At 37.2% G+C, this 21250-nt stretch carries 19 protein-coding genes and 1 tRNA gene; 9 read left to right on the top strand and 11 right to left on the bottom strand.

The genetic code is table 11. The features are described from left to right. Nucleotides 1-10: 10 nt before the first annotated feature. Both A1D18_RS01465 and A1D18_RS01460 read left to right on the top strand, forming a co-directional pair. Nucleotides 11-1342, top strand: a complete 1332-nt coding sequence (locus tag A1D18_RS01465; RefSeq protein ID WP_071662050.1) for a glycoside hydrolase — start codon at nucleotides 11-13, stop codon at nucleotides 1340-1342. A gap of 272 nt (nucleotides 1343-1614) precedes the next feature. Next, nucleotides 1615-3648 carry an ankyrin repeat domain-containing protein gene (locus A1D18_RS01460; RefSeq protein WP_071662049.1) on the top strand — a complete coding sequence of 678 codons (2034 nt, stop codon included), beginning with the start codon at nucleotides 1615-1617 and terminating at the stop codon, nucleotides 3646-3648. Between the two features lie 97 nt (nucleotides 3649-3745). On the opposite strand, the gene A1D18_RS06695 is transcribed toward A1D18_RS01460, so the two are convergent. Next, complete coding sequence (locus tag A1D18_RS06695) at nucleotides 3746-3901, bottom strand: hypothetical protein (RefSeq protein WP_245756766.1); 156 nt, start codon at nucleotides 3899-3901, stop codon at nucleotides 3746-3748. Between the two features lie 358 nt (nucleotides 3902-4259). Here A1D18_RS06695 and A1D18_RS01455 point away from each other — a divergent pair, with 358 nt between their 5' ends. Next, nucleotides 4260-5126 carry a hypothetical protein gene (locus A1D18_RS01455; protein ID WP_071662048.1) on the top strand — a complete coding sequence of 289 codons (867 nt, stop codon included), beginning with the start codon at nucleotides 4260-4262 and terminating at the stop codon, nucleotides 5124-5126. A 92-nt stretch (nucleotides 5127-5218) separates the two neighbouring features. Continuing rightward, on the top strand, nucleotides 5219-6175 hold the full coding sequence (locus A1D18_RS01450) for an ankyrin repeat domain-containing protein (RefSeq protein ID WP_071662047.1): 957 nt from the start codon (nucleotides 5219-5221) through the stop codon (nucleotides 6173-6175). 278 nt (nucleotides 6176-6453) lie between these two features. Here A1D18_RS01450 and A1D18_RS01445 read toward each other — a convergent pair. After that, nucleotides 6454-6530, bottom strand: a tRNA-Ile gene (locus A1D18_RS01445). A 251-nt stretch (nucleotides 6531-6781) separates the two neighbouring features. Between A1D18_RS01445 and A1D18_RS01440 the strand changes: the two genes are divergently transcribed. The 3 genes from A1D18_RS01440 (at nucleotide 6782) to A1D18_RS01430 (ending at nucleotide 9953) form a co-directional block, all read left to right on the top strand. Continuing rightward, nucleotides 6782-6964, top strand: a complete 183-nt coding sequence (locus A1D18_RS01440; RefSeq protein ID WP_071662046.1) for a hypothetical protein — start codon at nucleotides 6782-6784, stop codon at nucleotides 6962-6964. 157 nt (nucleotides 6965-7121) lie between these two features. After that, nucleotides 7122-9209: a catalase gene (locus A1D18_RS01435; RefSeq protein WP_281244131.1), complete on the top strand. Its 2088-nt coding sequence runs from the start codon at nucleotides 7122-7124 to the stop codon at nucleotides 9207-9209. 114 nt (nucleotides 9210-9323) lie between these two features. Then, a complete protein-coding gene (locus tag A1D18_RS01430; protein WP_071662044.1) occupies nucleotides 9324-9953 on the top strand; it encodes a M15 family metallopeptidase in 630 nt (209 codons plus the stop codon). Between the two features lie 18 nt (nucleotides 9954-9971). Here the strand turns inward: A1D18_RS01430 and A1D18_RS01425 are convergent, their stop codons facing one another. From A1D18_RS01425 to acs, 3 genes are read right to left on the bottom strand one after another with little or no spacing between them, the layout of a single operon-like run. Further along, the gene (locus A1D18_RS01425) at nucleotides 9972-10625 is read right to left on the bottom strand and encodes a histidine phosphatase family protein (protein WP_071662043.1); all 654 of its coding nucleotides are present in this window, start codon (nucleotides 10623-10625) and stop codon (nucleotides 9972-9974) included. Further along, nucleotides 10622-11437 (bottom strand): 3-deoxy-manno-octulosonate cytidylyltransferase, encoded by an 816-nt coding sequence (gene kdsB, locus A1D18_RS01420; RefSeq protein WP_071662042.1) that lies wholly within the window; start codon nucleotides 11435-11437, stop codon nucleotides 10622-10624. Before kdsB ends, A1D18_RS01425 begins: the two co-directional genes overlap by 4 nt. Beyond that, nucleotides 11427-13430, bottom strand: a complete 2004-nt coding sequence (acs, locus tag A1D18_RS01415) for an acetate--CoA ligase (RefSeq protein ID WP_071662041.1) — start codon at nucleotides 13428-13430, stop codon at nucleotides 11427-11429. Before acs ends, kdsB begins: the two co-directional genes overlap by 11 nt. Nucleotides 13431-13562: 132 nt before the next feature. On the opposite strand from acs, the gene A1D18_RS01410 reads away from it, so the two are divergent. After that, nucleotides 13563-13730 carry a DUF1328 family protein gene (locus tag A1D18_RS01410; RefSeq protein ID WP_071662040.1) on the top strand — a complete coding sequence of 56 codons (168 nt, stop codon included), beginning with the start codon at nucleotides 13563-13565 and terminating at the stop codon, nucleotides 13728-13730. Between the two features lie 132 nt (nucleotides 13731-13862). On the opposite strand, the gene tgt is transcribed toward A1D18_RS01410, so the two are convergent. Then, nucleotides 13863-15014, bottom strand: coding sequence for a tRNA guanosine(34) transglycosylase Tgt (tgt, locus tag A1D18_RS01405; RefSeq protein ID WP_071662039.1), 1152 nt, complete (start codon nucleotides 15012-15014; stop codon nucleotides 13863-13865). Nucleotides 15015-15028: 14 nt separating this feature from the next. Continuing rightward, nucleotides 15029-15751: an RNA methyltransferase gene (locus A1D18_RS01400; RefSeq protein WP_071662038.1), complete on the bottom strand. Its 723-nt coding sequence runs from the start codon at nucleotides 15749-15751 to the stop codon at nucleotides 15029-15031. Nucleotides 15752-16002: 251 nt separating this feature from the next. Between A1D18_RS01400 and A1D18_RS01395 the strand changes: the two genes are divergently transcribed. Beyond that, nucleotides 16003-16812, top strand: coding sequence for an inositol monophosphatase family protein (locus A1D18_RS01395; protein ID WP_071662037.1), 810 nt, complete (start codon nucleotides 16003-16005; stop codon nucleotides 16810-16812). Nucleotides 16813-16840: 28 nt separating this feature from the next. Here A1D18_RS01395 and secF read toward each other — a convergent pair whose 3' ends face one another. The 4 genes from secF to queA all read right to left on the bottom strand — a co-directional run bounded on the left by secF (nucleotide 16841) and on the right by queA (nucleotide 21117). Then, nucleotides 16841-17755 carry a protein translocase subunit SecF gene (secF, locus tag A1D18_RS01390; protein ID WP_071662036.1) on the bottom strand — a complete coding sequence of 305 codons (915 nt, stop codon included), beginning with the start codon at nucleotides 17753-17755 and terminating at the stop codon, nucleotides 16841-16843. 18 nt (nucleotides 17756-17773) lie between these two features. Then, nucleotides 17774-19636 carry a protein translocase subunit SecD gene (gene secD, locus A1D18_RS01385; protein WP_071662035.1) on the bottom strand — a complete coding sequence of 621 codons (1863 nt, stop codon included), beginning with the start codon at nucleotides 19634-19636 and terminating at the stop codon, nucleotides 17774-17776. A 7-nt stretch (nucleotides 19637-19643) separates the two neighbouring features. Further along, nucleotides 19644-19979 (bottom strand): preprotein translocase subunit YajC, encoded by a 336-nt coding sequence (gene yajC / locus A1D18_RS01380; RefSeq protein ID WP_071662034.1) that lies wholly within the window; start codon nucleotides 19977-19979, stop codon nucleotides 19644-19646. A 103-nt stretch (nucleotides 19980-20082) separates the two neighbouring features. Further along, a complete protein-coding gene (gene queA / locus A1D18_RS01375) occupies nucleotides 20083-21117 on the bottom strand; it encodes a tRNA preQ1(34) S-adenosylmethionine ribosyltransferase-isomerase QueA (RefSeq protein ID WP_216095009.1) in 1035 nt (344 codons plus the stop codon). Nucleotides 21118-21250: the final 133 nt, after the last annotated feature.

Genomic DNA, 21250 nt, shown 5'->3' with positions numbered 1-21250 from the left:
GGAGTTAGACATGACACAAAATATACAAATTAAATACTTAGAAACACAGCAAGTAATTGAAGGATTTGGTTGCTTTGGTGGACGAGAAATACCTTTTTTTCGAGATGCTAGACGTGATGACATCATGAAAGCTTTGTTCCAGGACTTGCAATTTTCTATTGTGAGAACAGAAGTTCACCCAAACTTTTCAACGCAACCCGGTGAAAGAAATTTCAACATGGATGCTAATTTAGATATTCCTCCCAATGACCCTTATTTTGATAATCCTGATCAAGCGGAAGTCGAACGTCGCTCCCAACTTTGGATATTGAAAACTGTCAAACAACAGTATCCTCATATAAAAATAGTTCCCAGTGTGTGGAGCCCACCCTACTACATGAAAACGGCTTTAAAAAAATTATCCAAAGATTATTATGCAGAATTTGCTAATTTTTTAGCTGATTATATCGAAGCCTATCAGACAGCAGGCATTCCCATTTTTGCCATGTCACCACAAAATGAACCCGAAAACATTATCTCGCCATGGGATGTTTGTCTTTGGCTTCCTTCGGATACCGCTTCTTTTGTAGAAAAATATATGAAACCCATTTTTCAACAACGCAATCTAGATACAAAAATTATGGTAGGAGAATCCGCTAATTGGGGATTCAATAGCATCACACTCAATTTAGTCTCTTGGTTTATGAAAGATAAAAAAAATGTGGATATCTTAGCGAGTCATGCTTATTCAATACCCAGTCTTAAAGGCACAGTCAGTTACGATACCAATCCGCTTGGCCAATTACCCTCAGGGTATCAATCCGCTTGGATTACTGAATCTTGTGCAACGACACCGTTTGACCCCAGTATGACATTAGGTTTGCAAGCAGCTATTTGTTTGCATAAATTTTTAGCTGTCAAAGAGGTTAATGCCTTTATTTTTTGGCTAGGTATGATAAGAGGAAATAATAATGAAGCGTTAATTTCTTCCAATGGAGTAGGTAATTATCAGCTAACTAAAGTCTATGATGTTATGGGCAATTATTCGAGATATGTCAAAGAAGGCTATCGTCGTATCACAACGAATAGTGCTGCACTTGCTTCTAGTCTTTATGTATCTGCTTTTAAAGCGACTGATACCGATCATTTAAGCATTGTAATAATTAATGCGAGTGATGATCAAGTTCCTGCTTCAATACATTTGGAACAAGCACCTTTGTCGATACAAACACTAACACCCTATACTACTCCAACTGAATTAGGGGTTCGTTGGCAAGCAGGAGAAGCGATTCATCTTGTTGATGGAAAATTCAATACTCATTTACTTCCTAGTTCGGTGACAACATTCACCTCCTCAAGCTAATAACAGAATAGAACTCAATATAAACTAACAATAAATTATTATTTTTTTAGTTGATTGGTTCGGTTCAGTGCAGGTTTTTTACGTATAAATTTAGACACCCGTCAAAACCTGCACGAACCATCGCGAGGTCGCAAGAAAAAAATAGGTAGTTATATGATTATTACCAATAAGTACAAATACTTTACCTCGAAAATTAATATTAAGGATAACGTGTTATACTGTTAATTATTAGTAGATAATTAAAGCCCTAAAAATAATAAGGAGTTTCCTCTATGCCATGGCCGCCCAAACTTTCTAATCCGGTATTAGAGCCGGACACAGTTCCACTAGAACTGTTAGAATTACTTAGACGAACTAACCTTAATCATAACGTTAATCTAGTTAGTAATGATGAAGAAGCATTGTATGCCGCGTGCTATGACGGGGATGTTAACAACGTAAAGCAACTTATAAAGAATGGAGCTAACGTTAATTTAGTTAACCATAATGGAAAAACACCTCTATATGCCGCATGTTGTAAAGGCCATACTGAGATAGTAAAGAAACTTATACACCATGGAGCTAACGTTAATTTAGTTTACCCCCATAATGGAGAAACACCTCTATATGCCGCATGTTGTAAAGGCCATACTGAGATAGTAAAATTACTGATAGTAAATGGCGCTGACATTAATCTAACTGACCAAAATGGCGCAACACCACTGGATTGTGCGTATTTTAAAGACCATAATGAGATAATAGAGTTATTTATAAAAAATGAAACTACTTCTAGCAAGAGTAAAGAAAGACTATTCTACACATCCTGCTTAACAGGTAAAACTGAGATCGTAAAGTTATTTATAACGCATGGAGTTAACCTTAATCCAGAAAATAATATTCTCGGAACACCTCTGACCTGGGCGTGTTCAGCAGGTCATACTGAAACAGTAAAATTACTTCTAGAAAATGGAGCTATTGTTGATGTGGTTGACTATAAGGAAACATTACTGTACGCCGCGTGTTCAAAAGGCCACACCGAAATAGTAAAATTACTGATAGAAAATGGGGCAATTGTTAATTTACTCAGTAGCAATGAAAAAACAACACCCCTCTATCAAGCCTCTAAAAAGGGCTACACAGAAATAGTAAAATTACTGATAGCAAATGGCGCTGACATTAACCTAGCTGACCAACCTGACAGAACACCGCTGTATTGTGCGTATTTTAAAGGTCATAATGAGATAGTAGAGTTATTTTTAGAAAATAAAGCGACTACTCGCGAAAGTAAAGAAAACTTATTGTTCTTCTCATGTTCAAAAGGTAATTATGAGGTAGTAAAATTGCTCATCAAGCATAGAGTTGAGGTTAATTTAGATAATGAGAGTGATGGAACTCCATTGGGTTTGGCCTGTTCAGAAGGTCATACTGAAATAGTAAAACTACTTATTGAAAATGGCGCTAACGTTAATGCAATTAACAATTATGGAGCAACGCCATTATATTGGGCTTGTTTAGAAAGCCATACTGAAATTGTAAGATTACTTGCAGATGCAGGGGCTAACGTTAATTTACCTGATAGTCGTGGAGTAACATTCCTCTACAGCGCCTGTTCAAACGATCAAACCGAAGTAGTTAATCTATTAACAAATAAGGGGGCTAAAGTTAATTTAGCAAGTGATAGCGGAAGGACACCTCTTTATCATGCGTCTAAAAAAGGTAATCCTAAAATAGTAAAACACCTTCTAAACAAGGGCGCCAATGTTGGTGCCGCTAGCAATAGTGGTAGAACAGCACTCTGTCGGGCACGTTTAGAAGGTCATAGAGAGATAGTAGAATTACTGATTTATAGTGCAATGCTTCAAAATATAGCCGAAGAAACACCCCGCTTCATACAACAAGATGAAAAATTATCAACTGTTTGGCATAAATTACGTGAAATTGAAGCAATAAAAAAAATTAAATCTGAACTAGAATTTTCTTTCTACGATTTAACCAAAAAAGATGCCGCTATTTTAGCGAGATCTATTAAGAGTAGAGATCTAGAGCTTTTGAGAAAACAGCTATTTCCTGACTATACGGATAAGTTGAAAAAAAACTTAGAAGAGATTTATTTACATAAAAAAGAAAGAAATGAAACGATAGACTCACTTCTATCCAATTCATGCCTTAAATATAATATGTTTTCTTCGGCCTCCAAACAGAACAGAAATCAAACGGTACAGCTAAATGAAATTGTCGCAAGAGAGATCTTAGAGCACTTGGAGACTAAAGAGCTAGGAGTACTTAATCAAGCAGTGAGTGTGCCTTGTTCTTTCAACAACTCATAAACCTAAAAAGTCGATTAAACCAAAGCAACAGGGTTTACAAGGAATCAATATATAGCTTGAGGATTAAAACGCACCCCAACGAATTATTCCCTTATTTTTAAAAATGATAGGCATCGACAGCCTGGGAGGTCCAATCATGTAATGGATGATCTTTATAAATATTATTTTTCTCATCAAAGATTTTTGAATAATTAGAAAGGCAATTAATTAATCTTTCTGTGTATTCTTTATTGAATTTTGTACGATAAAGCATTTGTCGCATCAGATTAATCACAGCTATCTTACGCCGAGGTTAAGGAAATCGCTAAAGCATACTTTTCGTCATTGATTCCGACATTGACCCTCACATCGCGGTTTCTAAATTAATTTCAGACATAAAAACAACCTGATAAACAAAAAGAACTTTATTTATCAGGTTGCCCAAGGAAAGGACTGATAAGACCCATCAACTTAAGAATCGAAAAGAAGTTTTACTGAAGCTTAAGTCGATAGATCATTATAATTATCACGAAAAACAAGACAAGATACATCCTATGGGAGTGAATCGGTTAATAAAGTTTTAAGAATAAATAGCTATATTATGGAAATCTATTGAAAAGGGTAGTTTTTCTATGACAGATATAATGATACGACTTGATGAGGTAGTAAAATTGCGTTCATTTGGAGATTTTCCAAATAAACAGGAATTATTCAAGGTATTTGAAAACCTTAAAAAAATATTTAACTATCCTGTTTCTTCTGAATCTTTTCCAGAAATTATTAGCGCATTAAAGAGCAATCTATTTTATCGGCAATTTGAGCTTGATGGTGATCCAGAATTCTTGAAAGCACTTGTCAATAAAATTCATAATTTTGAAGTCATTGAAAAAATTCTTTTGGCACCTTCGAAAATAAATTATTCTCAGACTGAAGAAATAGTTTTGAAACAGCGTCGTAACATGCTTTTTTCACTAGCTCTTGTGGAGAAAGATTTAAAAGAATTGGGAATCTCTGGCAACGAAAACCAGCCTGATCTCGATGATTTTCTTGAGGTTAATTTTGATAATCTAGAAACACTAAAGAAAATGACTTCTTCTAAACCTATTTCGATTGATAATATAGATTGGTTTTTGGGGTCAGATCTTTTTGAACTGGTATTAGAAAATTCTGATTATTTTGATGTAAAATTAACTGATTTATATGAAATTCTTTTAGAAAATACTGAAATTAAAACTAAAAAGGACTTTATTACGCATAAACAATTATTAGAAAAAGTTCTGAACGAAAACAATTATAAAGAATTTTATACTATTTTAAGCAAAAATAAAAAACAGCTATCACAGAACTTAAGAACTTATCATAATATTCCGATAGCTATCCATAGCCATAATATTTTCAAAAAAATCCCTAATTTAAAACTTTCTCCTATGACTAAAAAAGCACTTATTAATAGTTTGAAGAATTATAAAGATTCTCCTTATGTAAGCTTTAAATGTTAATGTTCAAACTTTATTTTAGCGACTTCCTGGGCGAGGTTTATCAGTCTTCTCCTATTTTTATTTTAAATGTTTAGAACACAGGGATCCTATTAATGCTGGAACTTTTTGACTGCGACCCTTTTGATTTAGCAAAACTGATTATACGAAATACCTCTAGTGAAATTACCTGTAATAGAACCCAACTCCTCCATAGTGCATGTAAAGAAGGTGATATTGAAGCACTAGTAGTACCATTGATAAAATTTGGCGCTAATGTTAATGCTGTTGGTTATAATGGATTAGTAACGGCACTTTGTTTGGCATCTATAACAGGCAATATTGAATTAGCAAAGCTGCTCATAGAATGCGGAGCCAATGTTAATAGAATTAACGGTCTTAGAGCAACCCCACTCCATTGGGTATGTATAACAGGTAAGATTAAATTAGCAAAACTGCTTATAGAACATGGAGCCAATGTTAATGAAATGGGTAGTAATGGAATAACCCCACTCCATTGGGCATGTTTTAAAGGAAGGATTGAATTAGCAAAACTGCTTATAGAACATGGAGCCTGTGTTAATGCAATGGGCTCTTATAGAGAAACAGCACTTCACTATACATGTGTGGAGGGCCATATTAAGGTAGCAAAACTGCTTGTAGAAAAAGGGGGTAACATTCACATGATTGATAATTCTGGACTTACTCCATTACATAAAGCATATCGGAATAATCATATTGAGTTAGCAAAATGGTTTATTTCTCATTTATTATCCAAAAATATAAAAGAAGAAAAGCCTGACTTTATAGAAAAGGATCAAGATTTGTTAGTTTACTGGAATGATCAGATTAAAATTAATTATTTGCTAGACAATAAGATTATAGGTTGTAAAAATTGGACAGAAAGTATTATAGCTAAAAATTTCACCTTAAAAAATGACTCTTTATCTTCTTTGTCGTTTCATCGTTTCTTCAATTTACTAAATCCAGAAACAATAAAAAATTCGGTTTATAAAACTGATCAATTGGATACTACTATGTCCCATAAATTGAGTAGATGTATTATTTTTTAAATCTTGTCTCCGCGACTTCCTGAGCCAGGTTTATAAGTCGGTTTTTATTTTTTTATTACTCAAATTAGCATGGGTTGAGCATTATAAGCAATGTAAGGCCGCTCCAATAACAAAAGGAGTAAAAAATTATGGAGCGAAAAAGAACAGACCTCCTTAATCGTAAGGGAATTTGGCACATTGACAAAAAAATACTCGGACAACGAATTTGCGAAAGTACTAGAAGTCGCACAAGTGAATTTTCAAGAACATTTGAAAATAGTATAAGTGTTTGATTTTACTGGTGGGCCCACTAGGACTTGAACCTAGGACCAACGGATTATGAGTCCGCTGCTCTAACCAACTGAGCTATGGGCCCTTCACAAGAAAGGAGCCGAATTGTAGCTAATTTAAACACGATTAGCAATTTCGTTTTGAGTCCATTATTAGAATTTGAGCCTATTTTGTACGCACGACTAAAAAGTTCACATCTTGTCTAGCAAATATCAAGCAATTTCTTCTCTAATCTTTTGTAATTTTTATGCTTAGAGTATTTTGTCTGTTGCTTGGAAAATATATTCACTAACCAACCGATCTTGACAAATTTCTTCTATAATCACAAGGGAATAAATGTGGCATTTATGTGCATTGCAAAAACCGAACGGTAGTGAAGTCGCTAATGGGAGTTACACGGTACATTACGATCCAAAAGGCAAGGATATCATTAGCTCAGATTATTCACTATTTTATACAATCGATGAACTTAAAAAACTTAATAATTACAATGGTCAATTAAAAGTAGGTTCATGCTAATGAACAGTTTATTCATAATAAAAAAATTAAAAAACTACTCGCAGCAAATAATTATTTTTAGTAAATTTCCTAACTAAGGAGGGTGAAATAAAGTTTTTTTTATTCAAGCTATCAATAAGCAAATCCAGCAAACTTTTTTATATTTATTCAAGGAAGAATGATGAGCAAAAAAGCACGAGGAAAAATTCGTACACCGAGATCCGCCAAGAAAAAAGAAAAGCGGGTTGAAACTCACCAGCAGGCGAATCACACTATTCCCATTTTAACTACGGCTCAAGGCACTGCAGTTTCTGATGATCAAAACTCTTTACGCATAGGCGAAAAAGGCCCTACCTTACTTGAAGACTTTCATTTTCGTGAAAAAATTTTTCATTTTGACCATGAAAGAATTCCTGAGCGTGTCGTCCATGCTAGAGGTTATGGTGCGCATGGATATTTTGAAAATTATCGATCTCTAGCGGAATATACTTGTGCAGATTTATTTCAGCGAGAAAAAGAAAGAACGCCCGCTTTTGTACGTTTTTCTACGGTCGTTGGAAATAAAGGATCCGCCGATCTCGCGCGCGATGTTCGAGGTTTTGCCGTTAAATTATATACTAAAGCAGGAAACTGGGACATTGTCGGTAATAATATCCCCGTTTTTTTCATTCAAGATGCGATAAAATTTCCCGATTTGATTCATGCGGCAAAAGACGAACCGGATAGTGGTTTTCCGCAAGCACAAACGGCGCATGATAATTTTTGGGATTTTATATCACTGAATCCTGAGAGCATGCATATGGTAATGTGGGTGATGTCAGACCGAGCTATCCCACGTTCCTTCCGTTTCATGCAAGGTTTTGGAGTACACACTTTCCGACTGGTTAACGCTAAACAAAAATCGACCTTTGTTAAATTTCATTGGCGACCCAAACTAGGTTTGCAATCACTCACCTGGGCTGAAGCGGTAAAACTCAATGGAGCTGATCCAGATTTTCATCGCCGTGATCTATGGGATGCGATTCAATCGGGCCAATATCCGGAATGGGAATTAGGAATACAACTTTTTGATGAAAAAACTGCTAAAAAATTTGATTTTGATATCTTAGATGCCACCAAATTAATCCCAGAAGAATTAATTCCGATTAAAAAAGTGGGTCGACTCGTCTTAAATCGTTGCGTGGATAATTTTTTTGCCGAAACAGAGCAAGTGGCTTTTTGCACACAAAATATTGTCCCTGGAATAGACTTCAGCAATGATCCATTACTTCAAGGTCGTAATTTTTCTTATTTAGATACGCAAGTAAAACGTTTAGGAAGTCCTAACTTTGCTCAACTTCCTATCAATGCGCCGAAGTGCCCGTTTCATAACTTTCAACAAGATGGACATATGGCATTTCGTAATCTATCTGGAAGAGCCAATTATGAACCTAATTCGTGGGGGAAAACAGGCGGGCCACGTGAATTGTTAAAAAAAGGGTTTAAATCCTTTCCGGCCATGGAATCGGGCGAGAAAGTGCGATTGCGTGCGGAAAGTTTTGCAGATTATTATAATCAAGCTAACCTATTTTATATTAGCCAAACTCCCGTTGAGCAACAACACATTCAAGCAGCCTTAGCATTCGAACTGAGTAAAGTCAATACCCATACTATTCAAGCCCGTGTTATTTCGCATTTACTCAATATTGATATAGCACTCGCTAAAAATGTGGCTAATCTCTTGGGCTTATCTCCTATACCAAAACCTGCTCCGGTATTTGGCATTAAGAAAAAAAAGCAATCGCGCGCACCTTCATTAAGTATCGTATTAAACCCTCCCAATACTTTTAAGGGAAGAAAATTAGCGGTGATACTCACTGAAAAGAGTAACCTTTCCTTAGCCGCTAATCTAGAAAAATTTATTAAAAAAGAAGGCGGTTTTTTAGAAATAATTGCACCTAAAATTTTAGATTTTAAAAATAAGAAGAAATTTAAACCACAACAAAGCTTCGAAACAGCTGTTTCTGCTTGTTATGATGCCATTGCAATTATTGCTAAACCTAAAGATTTGCTTAAATGTGACAAACTAAAACTATTTACTTTTCTGCAAGAGAGCTTTCATCAATGTAAACTAATCGCCTATACACCCGAATTAACTGCTCTTCTATTTAAAGAATTGAAATTTAAACCGGATCAAGGGACTGTGGCCTTAAAAAATGCAAATTCTTGCCAAGCATTCATAAAACTTTGCAGAAAACTGCGTTATTGGGAACGTAATAAAGCGTAATTTTTTATTCAGCTTTAATTAACACAACAGATTTCCGTATCATTGATTATTTTTATGTGTAAAATAGTTTTTATAATGTGCCGTCTATTTATTTACTTGCTAGTTTTTATTGTTATGGATGTTTTTGCAGAAGAAAAACCTGATAATTTTGTTTATGTCACTGAGATTATTCCTAACATTAAGCAAGATATCCGTTATTTCGGCAATAATAATTTTGTGGGTCGTCCAATTAGCGGCTATAAAAAGCCTGTCTGCATTTTAACAAGTGCCGCTACGCATGCCTTATTGAAGGTACAAACCGCACTGAATAAACAGAATTTAGGCCTACTCGTCTATGATGGCTATCGCCCGCAAATGGCAGTTAATGATTTTATACAATGGAGTCAAAATACTGGAGATCAAAAGATGAAAAATGTCTTTTATCCGCATATTGATAAAAGCTACCTTTTTAAATTCAATTACATTGCACGACGCTCAGGCCATACGCGCGGCAGCACAGTCGATCTAACAATAATTAATCTTGAAAACAACCAAGTACTCGATATGGGCACGCCTTTTGATTACCTCGATCCATTATCCCACCCTGATAATCGTGACATTACGGAAGAACAATTTCAAAACCGGATGCTACTACGCTCATTAATGATAAAATCTGGTTTTAGACCAATAAAAACCGAATGGTGGCATTTTACGCTACAAAATGAACCTTATAAAAATACTTATTTTAATTTTTTAGTTGAATAAGATAATGAGTCAATTATTTTAGTTTTCATTTTTAAATGGCAAAAGATATTCAGGTTTTTTATTCCAAAACTTCATTTGCCATTTATGCTCATAAGTGAATAAACAAATATTACCGGTGGCTACTTTAAATGCTTTATTCTGCACCTGCTGTTCAAATAAGCCAGGAATAAGTTTTAAAAAATAACGTAGCCGACCATTACTGGTAATCACTAAAATAGTATCTGTCGGATCATATTGAGTCACTAAATCATTGCTAAATTCTTTAACTTCTTTGGCCATATGGGCTGGGGATTCTGACCAACCCGCAATTTTTGGCCAAACACTTAAATTTTCCCAAGCAGACAATTCTTGACCCTCACCTACTTCCTGAATTTGGGTATTACTAAGACCCGCCCAATTACCATAATCAATCTCGTTTAAACGAGTATCTACGGTGGGCTTCAACGTAGAATGTAATTCTTCTAACACAATCACTGCATAATCCTGTGTTCTTTTTAAAGGTCCGCAATACACGGCTTTAGGGTGTATATCAATTTTTTGTAATGCTTGTGCCAAACATTTAGCTTGTAAGCGACCTGAATCCACTAAAGGTAAATCTTGTGTTGCACCGACCCATACCACCGCATCGTTTGCAGAAAAAGTATTACCGTGACGAGAAAAAATAACGTTCATATTGGCCTATCTTTCATTGACTTTAAAACGACTAACTCTCCTTCTGCTTCTATCAAACGCTCAACCCGAATAACGTCTTCGGGACTATCAATCGAAGCATGCGTATGCCCTTTATAATCTACTAACACCACTCGAATCGATTGACCATTTTCCAATACGCGTAATTGTTCGAGTCCTTCTAATTTTTCTAACGGGGTGGGTGGTAAAGCGATATATTTTTCTAATGCCGAATAACGATAGGCATACAGGCCAATATGTCGATAAAGTGGAGGGGAACCCATCTGTGTATCTCTTAAATAAGGAATCATGCTCTTAGAAAAATACAAAGCGTTTAAATCTTTATCAAAAACAACCATCGTACCTCCCACTTCACCGTTTAATTTAGCCTTTTGCATAACAGAGTATTGCTCTGCATTAATTAGTGTTGCCGGCGTTGTTATTTCGAGCTTAACGTTAGCGATCATGGCATCGATTAGTGCTTGTAGAACCCAGGGCGGCGTTAACACTGCATCTCCCTGCAAATTTAAAATAATATTCGGTTTATTTTCTAACAAAGAAAGTGCAAAAAAACTACGTTCCGTGCCATTATTCTGTTCGGCCGTCATCAATACTTTAGCGCCAAAATTGATAGCGTGTCTTTGGATATCCGCATGATCGGTTGCAATATAGACTTCATCAACACTCTTAATAGTTTTAGCAATAGACCAAACTCGATAAATTAAACTATGGCCCTTAATCAACGTTAATGGCTTTCCTGGGAATCGGCTGGAAGCATAACGTGCGGGAATAATGATAACATTTTTATTCTGCATAGTGATTATTCGACTCTCCGTTTTGTTGTTCTTGCATTTGTTGTTCTTGAATCTGTTTAAGTACTGAAAAATCTTCTAATGTCGATGTGTCTTGCTCAATTTCACGGTTCACCGCAATGTCCTGTAATAAGCGGCGCATAATTTTCCCCGAACGGGTTTTTGGTAATGCCACAGTAAAAATTAAACGCTTAGGTAACGCAATAGCACCTATAGTCACTCTAACTTGGTTAATAAGTTCGGCCTTTAATGTAGCTTTTGGCTTTTTTACATCATTATTTAGCACAACAAAAGCCACTATCGATTGACCGGTGATTTTATCTGGAATAGGCACCACGGCAGATTCTGCAACTGCAGGATAGCTATCTAAAGCCGCTTCTATTTCTGCAGATCCTAAACGATGTCCAGAAACTTTGATCACATCATCCGTACGCCCTATAATCCAAATATAATTTTCTGTGTCAAAACGTGCCCCATCACCTGAGAAGTAAGCATGGGGAACTTTACCCCAATATTGTGATTCATATCTTTTGGGATCATTCCAAATACCGCGCAGCATACTTGGCCAAGGACGGCGAATAATCAAAGCCCCTCCTTTTCCCTGCTCAACACTGAGTCCCGTCGCCGTGTCCACAATATCAACTTCTACGCCAGGTAAAGGTTTAGCCACTGAACCGGGTTTAGTTGGTATCGCTCCAGGAATGGATGCGATCATAATGGCGCCTGTTTCTGTTTGCCACCATGTATCAACAATAGGACATTGCTTATTACCAATTTTTTCAAAATACCATAGCCACGCCTCTGGATTTAAAGGCTCGCCCACACTACCTAGCAGTCTTAAACTCGATAAATCTTTTTTATCAACCCATTCATTACCCCATTTCATAAAAGAACGAATGGCCGTGGGTGCAGTATAAAAGATATTGACTTTGTATTCTTCAATGAGTTGCCAAAAACGATCGGGTTTAGGCCAATCAGGAGCTCCTTCATAGATAAATACGGTTGCTGCATTTAACAAAGGGCCATAAACAACATAAGTATGACCTGTGATCCAACCCACATCGGCAGTACACCAATAAACATCTTCTGGTTTTAAATCGAAGACTATTTTGGAAGTATAATAAGCCCCTACCATATACCCGCCAGTGGAATGAAAAATCCCCTTCGGTTCTCCGGTAGAACCGGATGTATAAAGAATAAAAAGTGTATCCTCACTATCCATAGGCTCAGCAGGACAAAAATCGCTAACCTCTGCTATCACATCATGCCACCCAATATCGCGATGAGCTTTTAACGGAATTTCAGTCTGAGTTCTTTGATAAACAATGACTTTTTCTACTAACGGGCAACTTAATAACGCTTCATCCATCACTTGTTTAAGTGGGATAATCTTACCGCGTCGGTAAGCAGCATCCGCAGTAATAACCAATTTAGAGTTTGAATCTTGAATGCGGCTTTCTAGCGCTTGTACCGAATAACCGCCAAATACAACATTATGAATGCTTCCTAAACGCGCACAAGCTAAGACCGCAATAATAAGTTCCGGGATTAAAGGCATATACAGTGTAATGCAATCACCTTTTTTTATACCTAATTTTTTTAATCCATTAGAAAATTGGCAAACCGCCTGAAGTAATTCCCTATAGCTCAATTGACGTTTCTCATCTGGCTCTCCCTGCCAAATCAATGCGGTTTTTTCTGCATAATGCGGCAGATGGCGATCGAGACAATTATATGACACGTTGGTTTTACCTTCTAAAAACCATTTTGCATATGGTTCCTTCCAAGTTAATACACTTTTCCAAGTCTGCATCCAGTGTAATTCACCCGCAATATGTGCCCAAAATTGGTCAGGCTGTTCCATAGAGTGGCGATAAATCTCTTCATATTGGTCCATAGAGTTAATCCGCGCATGATCGGAAAAGTTTTTCGATGGGGGATAAATTTTGATTTCATTTAAGAGAGTATCGCGTGTTTGCGATTCATTTATAGACATATTTTATACTCCTGTTGTCAAAACGACCAAAATATGACGGCACTTTTCTAAGAATACCTATCGTCACTTGCGACTACTGGATTCATCAACTAACCTTAAGGCTTAAACCAATTTAAGTAGAGGAGAAGTATTATGTTAGCGTGGGCATTTATCTTTCTAGCTATTGCTATCATTGCTGCCATTATTGGATTTACCGGTGTTTTTGCCGTAGCGGCTGGCGTTGCAAAAATTATCTTTTTTATATTCATCATATTAGCGATCATTGCATTCGTAACGATGTTATTTCGTCGACAACAATAAAAAAGTATCACTGGCATTCCATTAAAATAAAACGATACTCTGCGCAATTGAATTTTTATCTGTGTTGCCGATCAGCTTGCAATTCCCTTCGCGGCACTTGTCAAAATCCAATTGCTGTGAGTCTATTGTCACTTATTCATCAAAGATTAAGCGTCGAATTTGTTCGCAAACATGGTGCATGATGTATAGGTTATGTATGCATGCCAGCTGGTTATAAAGAGACGATCCTTGTTTAAATAAAAAATGTAAATAGGCACGTGTAAAATGCCGACAAGTATAGCATAAGCACCCTGCTAAAATAGGGGTTTCATCTTTTGCGTAAATAGATTTTTTAATCAATATTCTGGATTGGTTTTCTTCACTGACAAATTCTAAGCCGTTATCTTTTTTGATAACATTCCCGTGATAAAGTGCGCCATGTCGTGCATTGCGTGTTGGTGCAACACAATCGAATAAATCAATTCCTTTGGCGGCTACATCAATCAAATCTTGTGGATTAAGTCCTACTCCCATCGTATAACGAACCTTATTATCGGGTAATAAGGGCCGAATCCAATCGATCACTTCAACTGTTTTCTGCATATCAAAACCAATGACTTCTCCACCGATTGCAATACCATCCAGCTCTGCTGCTAAAATAAATTGTGTGCTTAATTCACGAAGATCCCTAAAACTACCCCCTTGAATAATGCCAAATAAAGCTTGTTGATGACCATAAACTGAATCTGAAACCAAGTAAGTTTCTTTTGAAGTTAATAACCAACGATGTGTGCGATCCATCGCTGCTAACGCGGCGTCTCTACCGCCGTTTTCAGGTGTACATTCATCAAAAGCCATGATGATATCCGCGCCAATAATTCTTTGTGCCTCAATAGAGCTTTTGGGTGTCAAATGAATCACTTTTCCTGTAGTGGGATGTTTAAAATGTGCCCCCTTCGCATCAATATGACAAATTTTGGAATTTTTCGACAAGCTAAATACTTGAAAACCACCACTATCCGTTAACATAGGCTTATCCCAAGCCATTAAACGATGCATTCCTCCGCTCGCTAAGATAACTTCCATACCAGGATTAAGTAACATATGATAGGTATTGCCACCTAAGATAATTTGCGATCCCGCATCTCTCAGATCCTGGGGCATCATATGGTTAACAAAAGCACGTGTTCCCACTGGCATAAAAGCAGGCGTTAGCACACTGCCATGCGCTGTCGTTATTTTAGTGACTCTAGCCTGTGAGTTTTTGCTGGATTTGAGCAGTTCGCAATTAAATTGATTATTCATAAAATAGACACGTCTTATGGCTGAGAAGCTAATTTTTTTTCAATCGTGCTCAGTATTCCTCGTAAAATTTTCACTTCATTGACATCTAATTCCGATCGGCTAAATAAGCGACGTAATCTATCCATAATTTGTTGGCTACGAATCGGTTTTAAAAATTCAATTTTATTGAGTAGATCATGTAAATGTTGGTAAAAATATTCTTGCTGTTTGACATCTGCCAGAGGAATCGCTTTTTCCTCAAGCTTAATTTCATGTAAAAAAGCCATACGCAACTCATAACAGACAATTTGTACTGCGGCCGCTAAGTTTAAGGAGCTATAATCTGGGTTTGCAGGAATATTAATTTGAAAATGACATAATTGTAATTCTTTGTTGGTAAGACCACATCGTTCTTGCCCAAACACTACCGCTACTTTTTGTTGTGGTTTAATCACTATTTTTTCAGCGGCAGCTCGGGCTGTTAAAGAAACCCAATTGAGTTCGCGGATACGCGTACTGGTCCCAAAAACTAAATGACAATCCTGAATGGCTCTACCTAAATGATCGACAACTGTCGCTTCCGCCAACACGTCAATCGCATGACTCGCACGCACTGATGCATTCACATGTGGAAAAGACTTTGGTTCAACAAGATAAAGCTGTTTCAAGCCCATGGTTTTCATCGCACGGGCTGTCGCTCCAATATTGCCGGGATCGGTTGTATTGACGAGTACGATCCGAATCTGTGAAAGAGACATGAGTTTTTACCTATAAACCTTCCGACTAACCCCTTATCTATTCGGTCGAAAAGCTTAAAATTATTTGTTATTTAACATTCTAGCTTCACACAAAGGGTTGATGGCGTCAAATCAGACCTCAAGTACTTTCAGGAGAATTTGTAGTAAACGCATGAAGTGAGCTTCTAAAGATATTTTAGAGGCATAAGCTATGGTATCATTCTGGAACTTTTAAAAATATAATATTAGTTTTCACTTTATCATCAATATCCATGCACCCTTTCTTAAATATCGCCGATCGCGCTGCTCGTCTGGCAGGTAAAACTATTTTAGACGGTTTACACCGTTTAGACAGACTTCGTATGCAACAAAAACAAGACAACCGCGGTGTTGTCACTGAGATCGATTTAAAAGCGGAAAAAATTATTATCTCGACTATCCAAGAAGCCTATCCAAATCATGGGATATTTGCTGAAGAAAGCGAGCCAATTAACGGTGATAAATACACTTGGATTATTGATCCGCTCGACGGAACCTGTAACTATGTCCATGATTTTCCACATTTTGCGATCTCAATTGCTATTAAAAACAACGAAAAAGACCGCATTGAACATGCCCTTATCTATGACCCCTTACGTCAAGAAACCTTTATTGCCACACGAGGGGAAGGTGCTTATTTAAATAATACACAACGCTTTACGCGTCGTTTACGTGTCAGCACACGTTCAAGTATTCCAGAATCCTTAATAGGAATTTCAATTCCTAGCCGCGGTTTCAATACACTGACTGCTTCTATTAATAAAGAAGCTTTGCGCGCCATGATGTCACAAGCGAGTGGCATACGTAGAACGGGATCGGCTGCACTGGACTTAGCCTATGTTGCTGCAGGACGCTTAGATGCTGCTTTGGAACTTGAACTCGCTCCGTGGGATATGGCAGCAGGTATTTTACTGGTTCAAGAAGCCGGTGGAATAGCGTGTGATATAAAAGGGGGTGAAAATTATTTCACCACGGGTCATATTATGGTAGCCAATCCTAAACTCTGTCCTTTATTACTACAAGCCATTAGCCGAAAACTTTAATCCTACTCATTGAACTGAACTTATGGTGTTAAGGTCTCTCATCGACACTTTTTACTGGAGGTAAAAAATTCCGTCGATCGAGACCTAATGCAACTGCGATAGTTCCTGCCACATAAATTGATGAATAAGTTCCTACCACAATTCCTATTACCAGCGCTAATGCAAAACTATGAATCATTGTTCCGCCAAAAACACAGAGCGAAAGTACCACGAGCAATGTCGTCGCGGATGTCATGATAGTACGCGACAAAGTTTGATTAATGGAGAGATTGACCACTTCGACTGCCGACCCTTTGCGTAGCTTACGAAAGTTTTCACGAATTCGATCAAAGATAACGATCGTATCATTAAGTGAGTAACCAATAACCGCTAAAATAGCGGCTAAAGCCGTTAAATTGAATTCAATACCAAATAAAGAAAAGATACCTAAAATAACGATAGGATCATGAATCAAAGCAATCGCTGCTCCTACTGCAAAACGATATTCAAAACGTAGCGCGATATAAATCATGATTCCTAATAGTGCAATAAAAACAGCCAGTGCGCCTTGAGTTGCTAACTCTCGCCCTACTTGAGGACCGATATATTCAATTTGTTTTAATTGTGCACCTGGTAACGCTTTTATAATTTGCGCACTTAAATCATGTTGCGTAGTGTGTTGATGGGGGGCCAAGCTTATCAGTACATCACGTGAAGTTCCGTAGCTTTGCACTAAGATATCTTTAAATCCAGCGCCTACTAATTGTTTCCTTAATAAAGGGATATCTGCAGTGTGATTAAAAGAAACTTGTAATTGACTACCACCGGTAAAATCTAATCCCCAACGTAACCCTTTAGTGATTAAGGATCCCGCAGAAATAACAATTAATAGTAAAGACAAAGCCACCGCCCAGCGACGCAAGCCTAAAAAATTTATATGGGTTTGTTTTTTAAAAAATTCCACAGTTTTTACTCTTTAAAACTAAATACCAATCGGCAAACGTTTTAGAGGACGCCCCCCATAACAGACATTGATCAAGGCTCTTGTTATCATGATCCCGGTTAACATTGAGGTGAGTAACCCTAGGGTTAAAGTCACCGCAAATCCTTTGATCGAACCTGTACCTACGCCAAATAATATTAATGCGACAATTAAGGTGGTCACGTTGGCATCAATAATAGTAATTAATGCCCGATCATAACCCGCATGAATACTCGATTGAGGTGACACGCCATTGCGTAATTCTTCACGAATACGCTCAAATATTAAGACATTCGCGTCAACCGCCATCCCAACGGTTAGAACGATTCCTGCCATACCTGGTAGGGTTAACGTCATACCCAATAAAGATAATAAGGCAACCAATAATACTAAATTAAGTGCTAAGGCTATATCCGCAATGACACCAAACACTCCATAATAAACAGCCATAAACACAACAGCCAAAATAAAGCCTACCACAATAGAAATAATCCCTTTATGGATGTTTTCTGCGCCTAATTGTGGACCTATCGTACGTTGTTCAACCACATAAATGGGTGCTGGCAAAGCACCTGCGCGTAATAATAAGGATAAGTTTAAGGCTTCTTGTGGATTGGTTAAACCGGTTACTTGAAAATTAGGTGGGAGTGCGGTCTGAATTCTAGCGATACTGATAATTCGTTCTACTTTACGCGGAATATGAGTAATTTTTCCCTTCACGACTTTTACACTGCTTTTAGTTTCTACATACACAATAGCCAGCGGCTTACCCACATTTTCACCCGTCACTTGATGAAAATAGCTTTCTCCTCCTCCTCCCAAACTAATACTTACCGCGGATCGTCCCGACTCATCAAAGCTCGTTGAAGCATCAGTAATCGAATTACCTGTCAAAATAACCTGTTTACTCAACAATATCGGCTGGCTTTCATATTGATAAAGTTGTGAGCCTGCAGGTATTGTATTATTGATTTCAGCAAGATGTGGATTATGAACGGTATCCAGTAAACGAAACTCAATTGTCGCTGTCCCACCTAAAATTTGTTGTGCTCGCGCAATATCCTGAACACCAGGTAAATCAACTAAAATTCGATTATTCCCTTGTTGTTGAACAATCGGCTCAGCAACTCCCAACTCATTAATTCGATTTCGTAGCGTATTAATGGTTTGGTCTATAGCCAGTTGCCGTAAATTATTGAGTCCTTGATTCGACCAAACAATCCTAAGTTGTTTAGGATTATCCGTTGCTTCAGTAAATTCAAATGCTGGAAACTGTTGTTCCAATAAATTTTTTGCTTGTAATAAATTGCTTTTATTTCTGAACAAAATAGATAATTGTTTTTCTTTCGGTGTTAATTCCATATAGCGAATACGCGCTTGTTGAAGGTTTTCGCTAATATTTTTTGCTAATCCTTGCATGCGTTGCGCAATAAGATTATTAATATCAACTTCTAAAGCAAAATGTACCCCCCCGCGTAGGTCAAGTCCCAGCTTCATTGGGGATGCCCCAATAGCCTGCATCCATCGCGGTGTCGATGACAACAAATTAACCGCGACGGTATAATCATCACCCAATGCAGTGGATAAAATATCTTTGGCTTTAAGCTGGGTATCGGTGTTATTAAATCGCAATAAAAGCGTTTGCTGATTAAGCGCTTCACTAACAGGGGCAATCTGCGCTGCTTTTATCAATGCATTGACTTTAGCTTGTAAAGCTTTCAGATTTACATGCATGATCGCTGTAGAAGGAGAAATTTGTACAGCGGGCTGCTCTGGAAAAAGATTAGGTGCTGCATAAATAAAACCCAATATCAACAACACCAGTAATAAACTATTTTTCCAGAGAGGATATTTATTGAGCATAAGTGGTTTAAAACTTTATAGTCCCTTTAGGTAATACGCTAGAAACAGCTGCTTTTTGTAAATTAATTTCAACATTTTCTGCGATTTTTAAACTAATTAAATCATTATTGAGGCGGGTAATCTTACCGACTATTCCACCGGTAGTCGTCACTTCATCACCTATCGCTAAGTTAGCCATTAATTGGCGATGTTCTTTCGCGCGTTTCGCTTGTGGCCGCCATAATAACAAGTAAAAGATGACGACAAAACCTAATAAAATTAAAATTTGAGAATATCCACTCGATGAAGGGGTGACAGAAGTTGCGGCTGATTGAGCCAACACATTAGTGATTAAAAAACTCATACTTTTCTCCTGAGGATATCAATGATATTAAGCCAAGCAATTTACCTGGTTCGTTGTCCATTCGCAAATTTTGTATGTTAAACCCATTTAAGAAAACTAAAAACTAACTAATCCACATGGCGTCACCATAGCTAAAAAATCGATAATTCTGTTTAATCGCCTCTTGGTAGGCCGGCATAACAGATTCATAACCTGCAAAAGCACACACTAACATCAATAAAGTCGATTGCGGTAAATGAAAATTAGTGATTAAGGCATCAATACAACGAAATTGAAAGCCTGGATAAATAAAAAGACGTGTATCTCCGAGAAATGATTTTATTTGACCATTTAAAGCCGCAGTTTCTATACTCCTCACTACCGTTGTTCCCACCGCTATAACGCGCTTATTATTTTGCTTAGTAAGAGTTATTTTTTCACACACTGCTTCTGACACTGTCACAGGCTCATTATGCATCTGATGGTCTTCAAAGCGAATACTACGAATAGGCTGAAAAGTTCCTGAACCGACATGTAACGTAATATAAACAATGTTAACTCCCTTAGCATTTAGTTGTGCTAACAAGTCTTCGTCAAAATGTAGACCTGCTGTCGGTGCGGCAATTGCACCCGGTGTGGATGCAAATACAGTTTGATAGCGCTCCCAATCAAATAATTCATCCGCTCTTTGCATATAAGGAGGTAATGGAATATGGCCTATTTTATTTAATAGCTCTAAAATAGAAGGCACTTCTACTAAAAAAATTAATTCAAATATATTTTCCGCCCTAGCGGATATTTCTAGGCGCACACCATTTTCTAATATTAGTTTTGTCCCTAACTTCAATGGTTTACTGGATTTTAATTGCGCTAGAAATCGTCTTTTATCTAGAATACGTTCAATCAATATTTCCACCTTGCCACCTGTCGTTTTGTTGGCAAATAAGCGGGCGGGAATAACTTGCGTATTATTTAAAATTAACAAATCACCTGAATTTATAAGCTTTAAACTATCTTTGAATTTTTTATGTTGAATGGCACCTGTTTTTTTATTTAAACAAAGTAAACGACTATCGGTACGCTGTGTTGATGGATACCGCGCTATAAGTTTTTCAGGAAGTTCATAAAAGAAGTCTTCCAGTTTATATTGAATTTTCAAGCTAAAGCACAATAAAAATAAAAAGCCGCCGCTTATAAAGAAAAAACCCGCAGTTAGCGGGTTTTTAGTCGTACAGTAGCCTGGCGATGCCCTACTTTCCCATGGGGGAACCCCAAAGTATCATTGGCGCAGA

This window comes from Candidatus Rickettsiella isopodorum (assembly GCF_001881495.1).
GTDB lineage: Bacteria > Pseudomonadota > Gammaproteobacteria > Diplorickettsiales > Diplorickettsiaceae > Aquirickettsiella > Aquirickettsiella isopodorum.
This window is presented reverse-complemented; position numbering and strand designations above follow the sequence as displayed.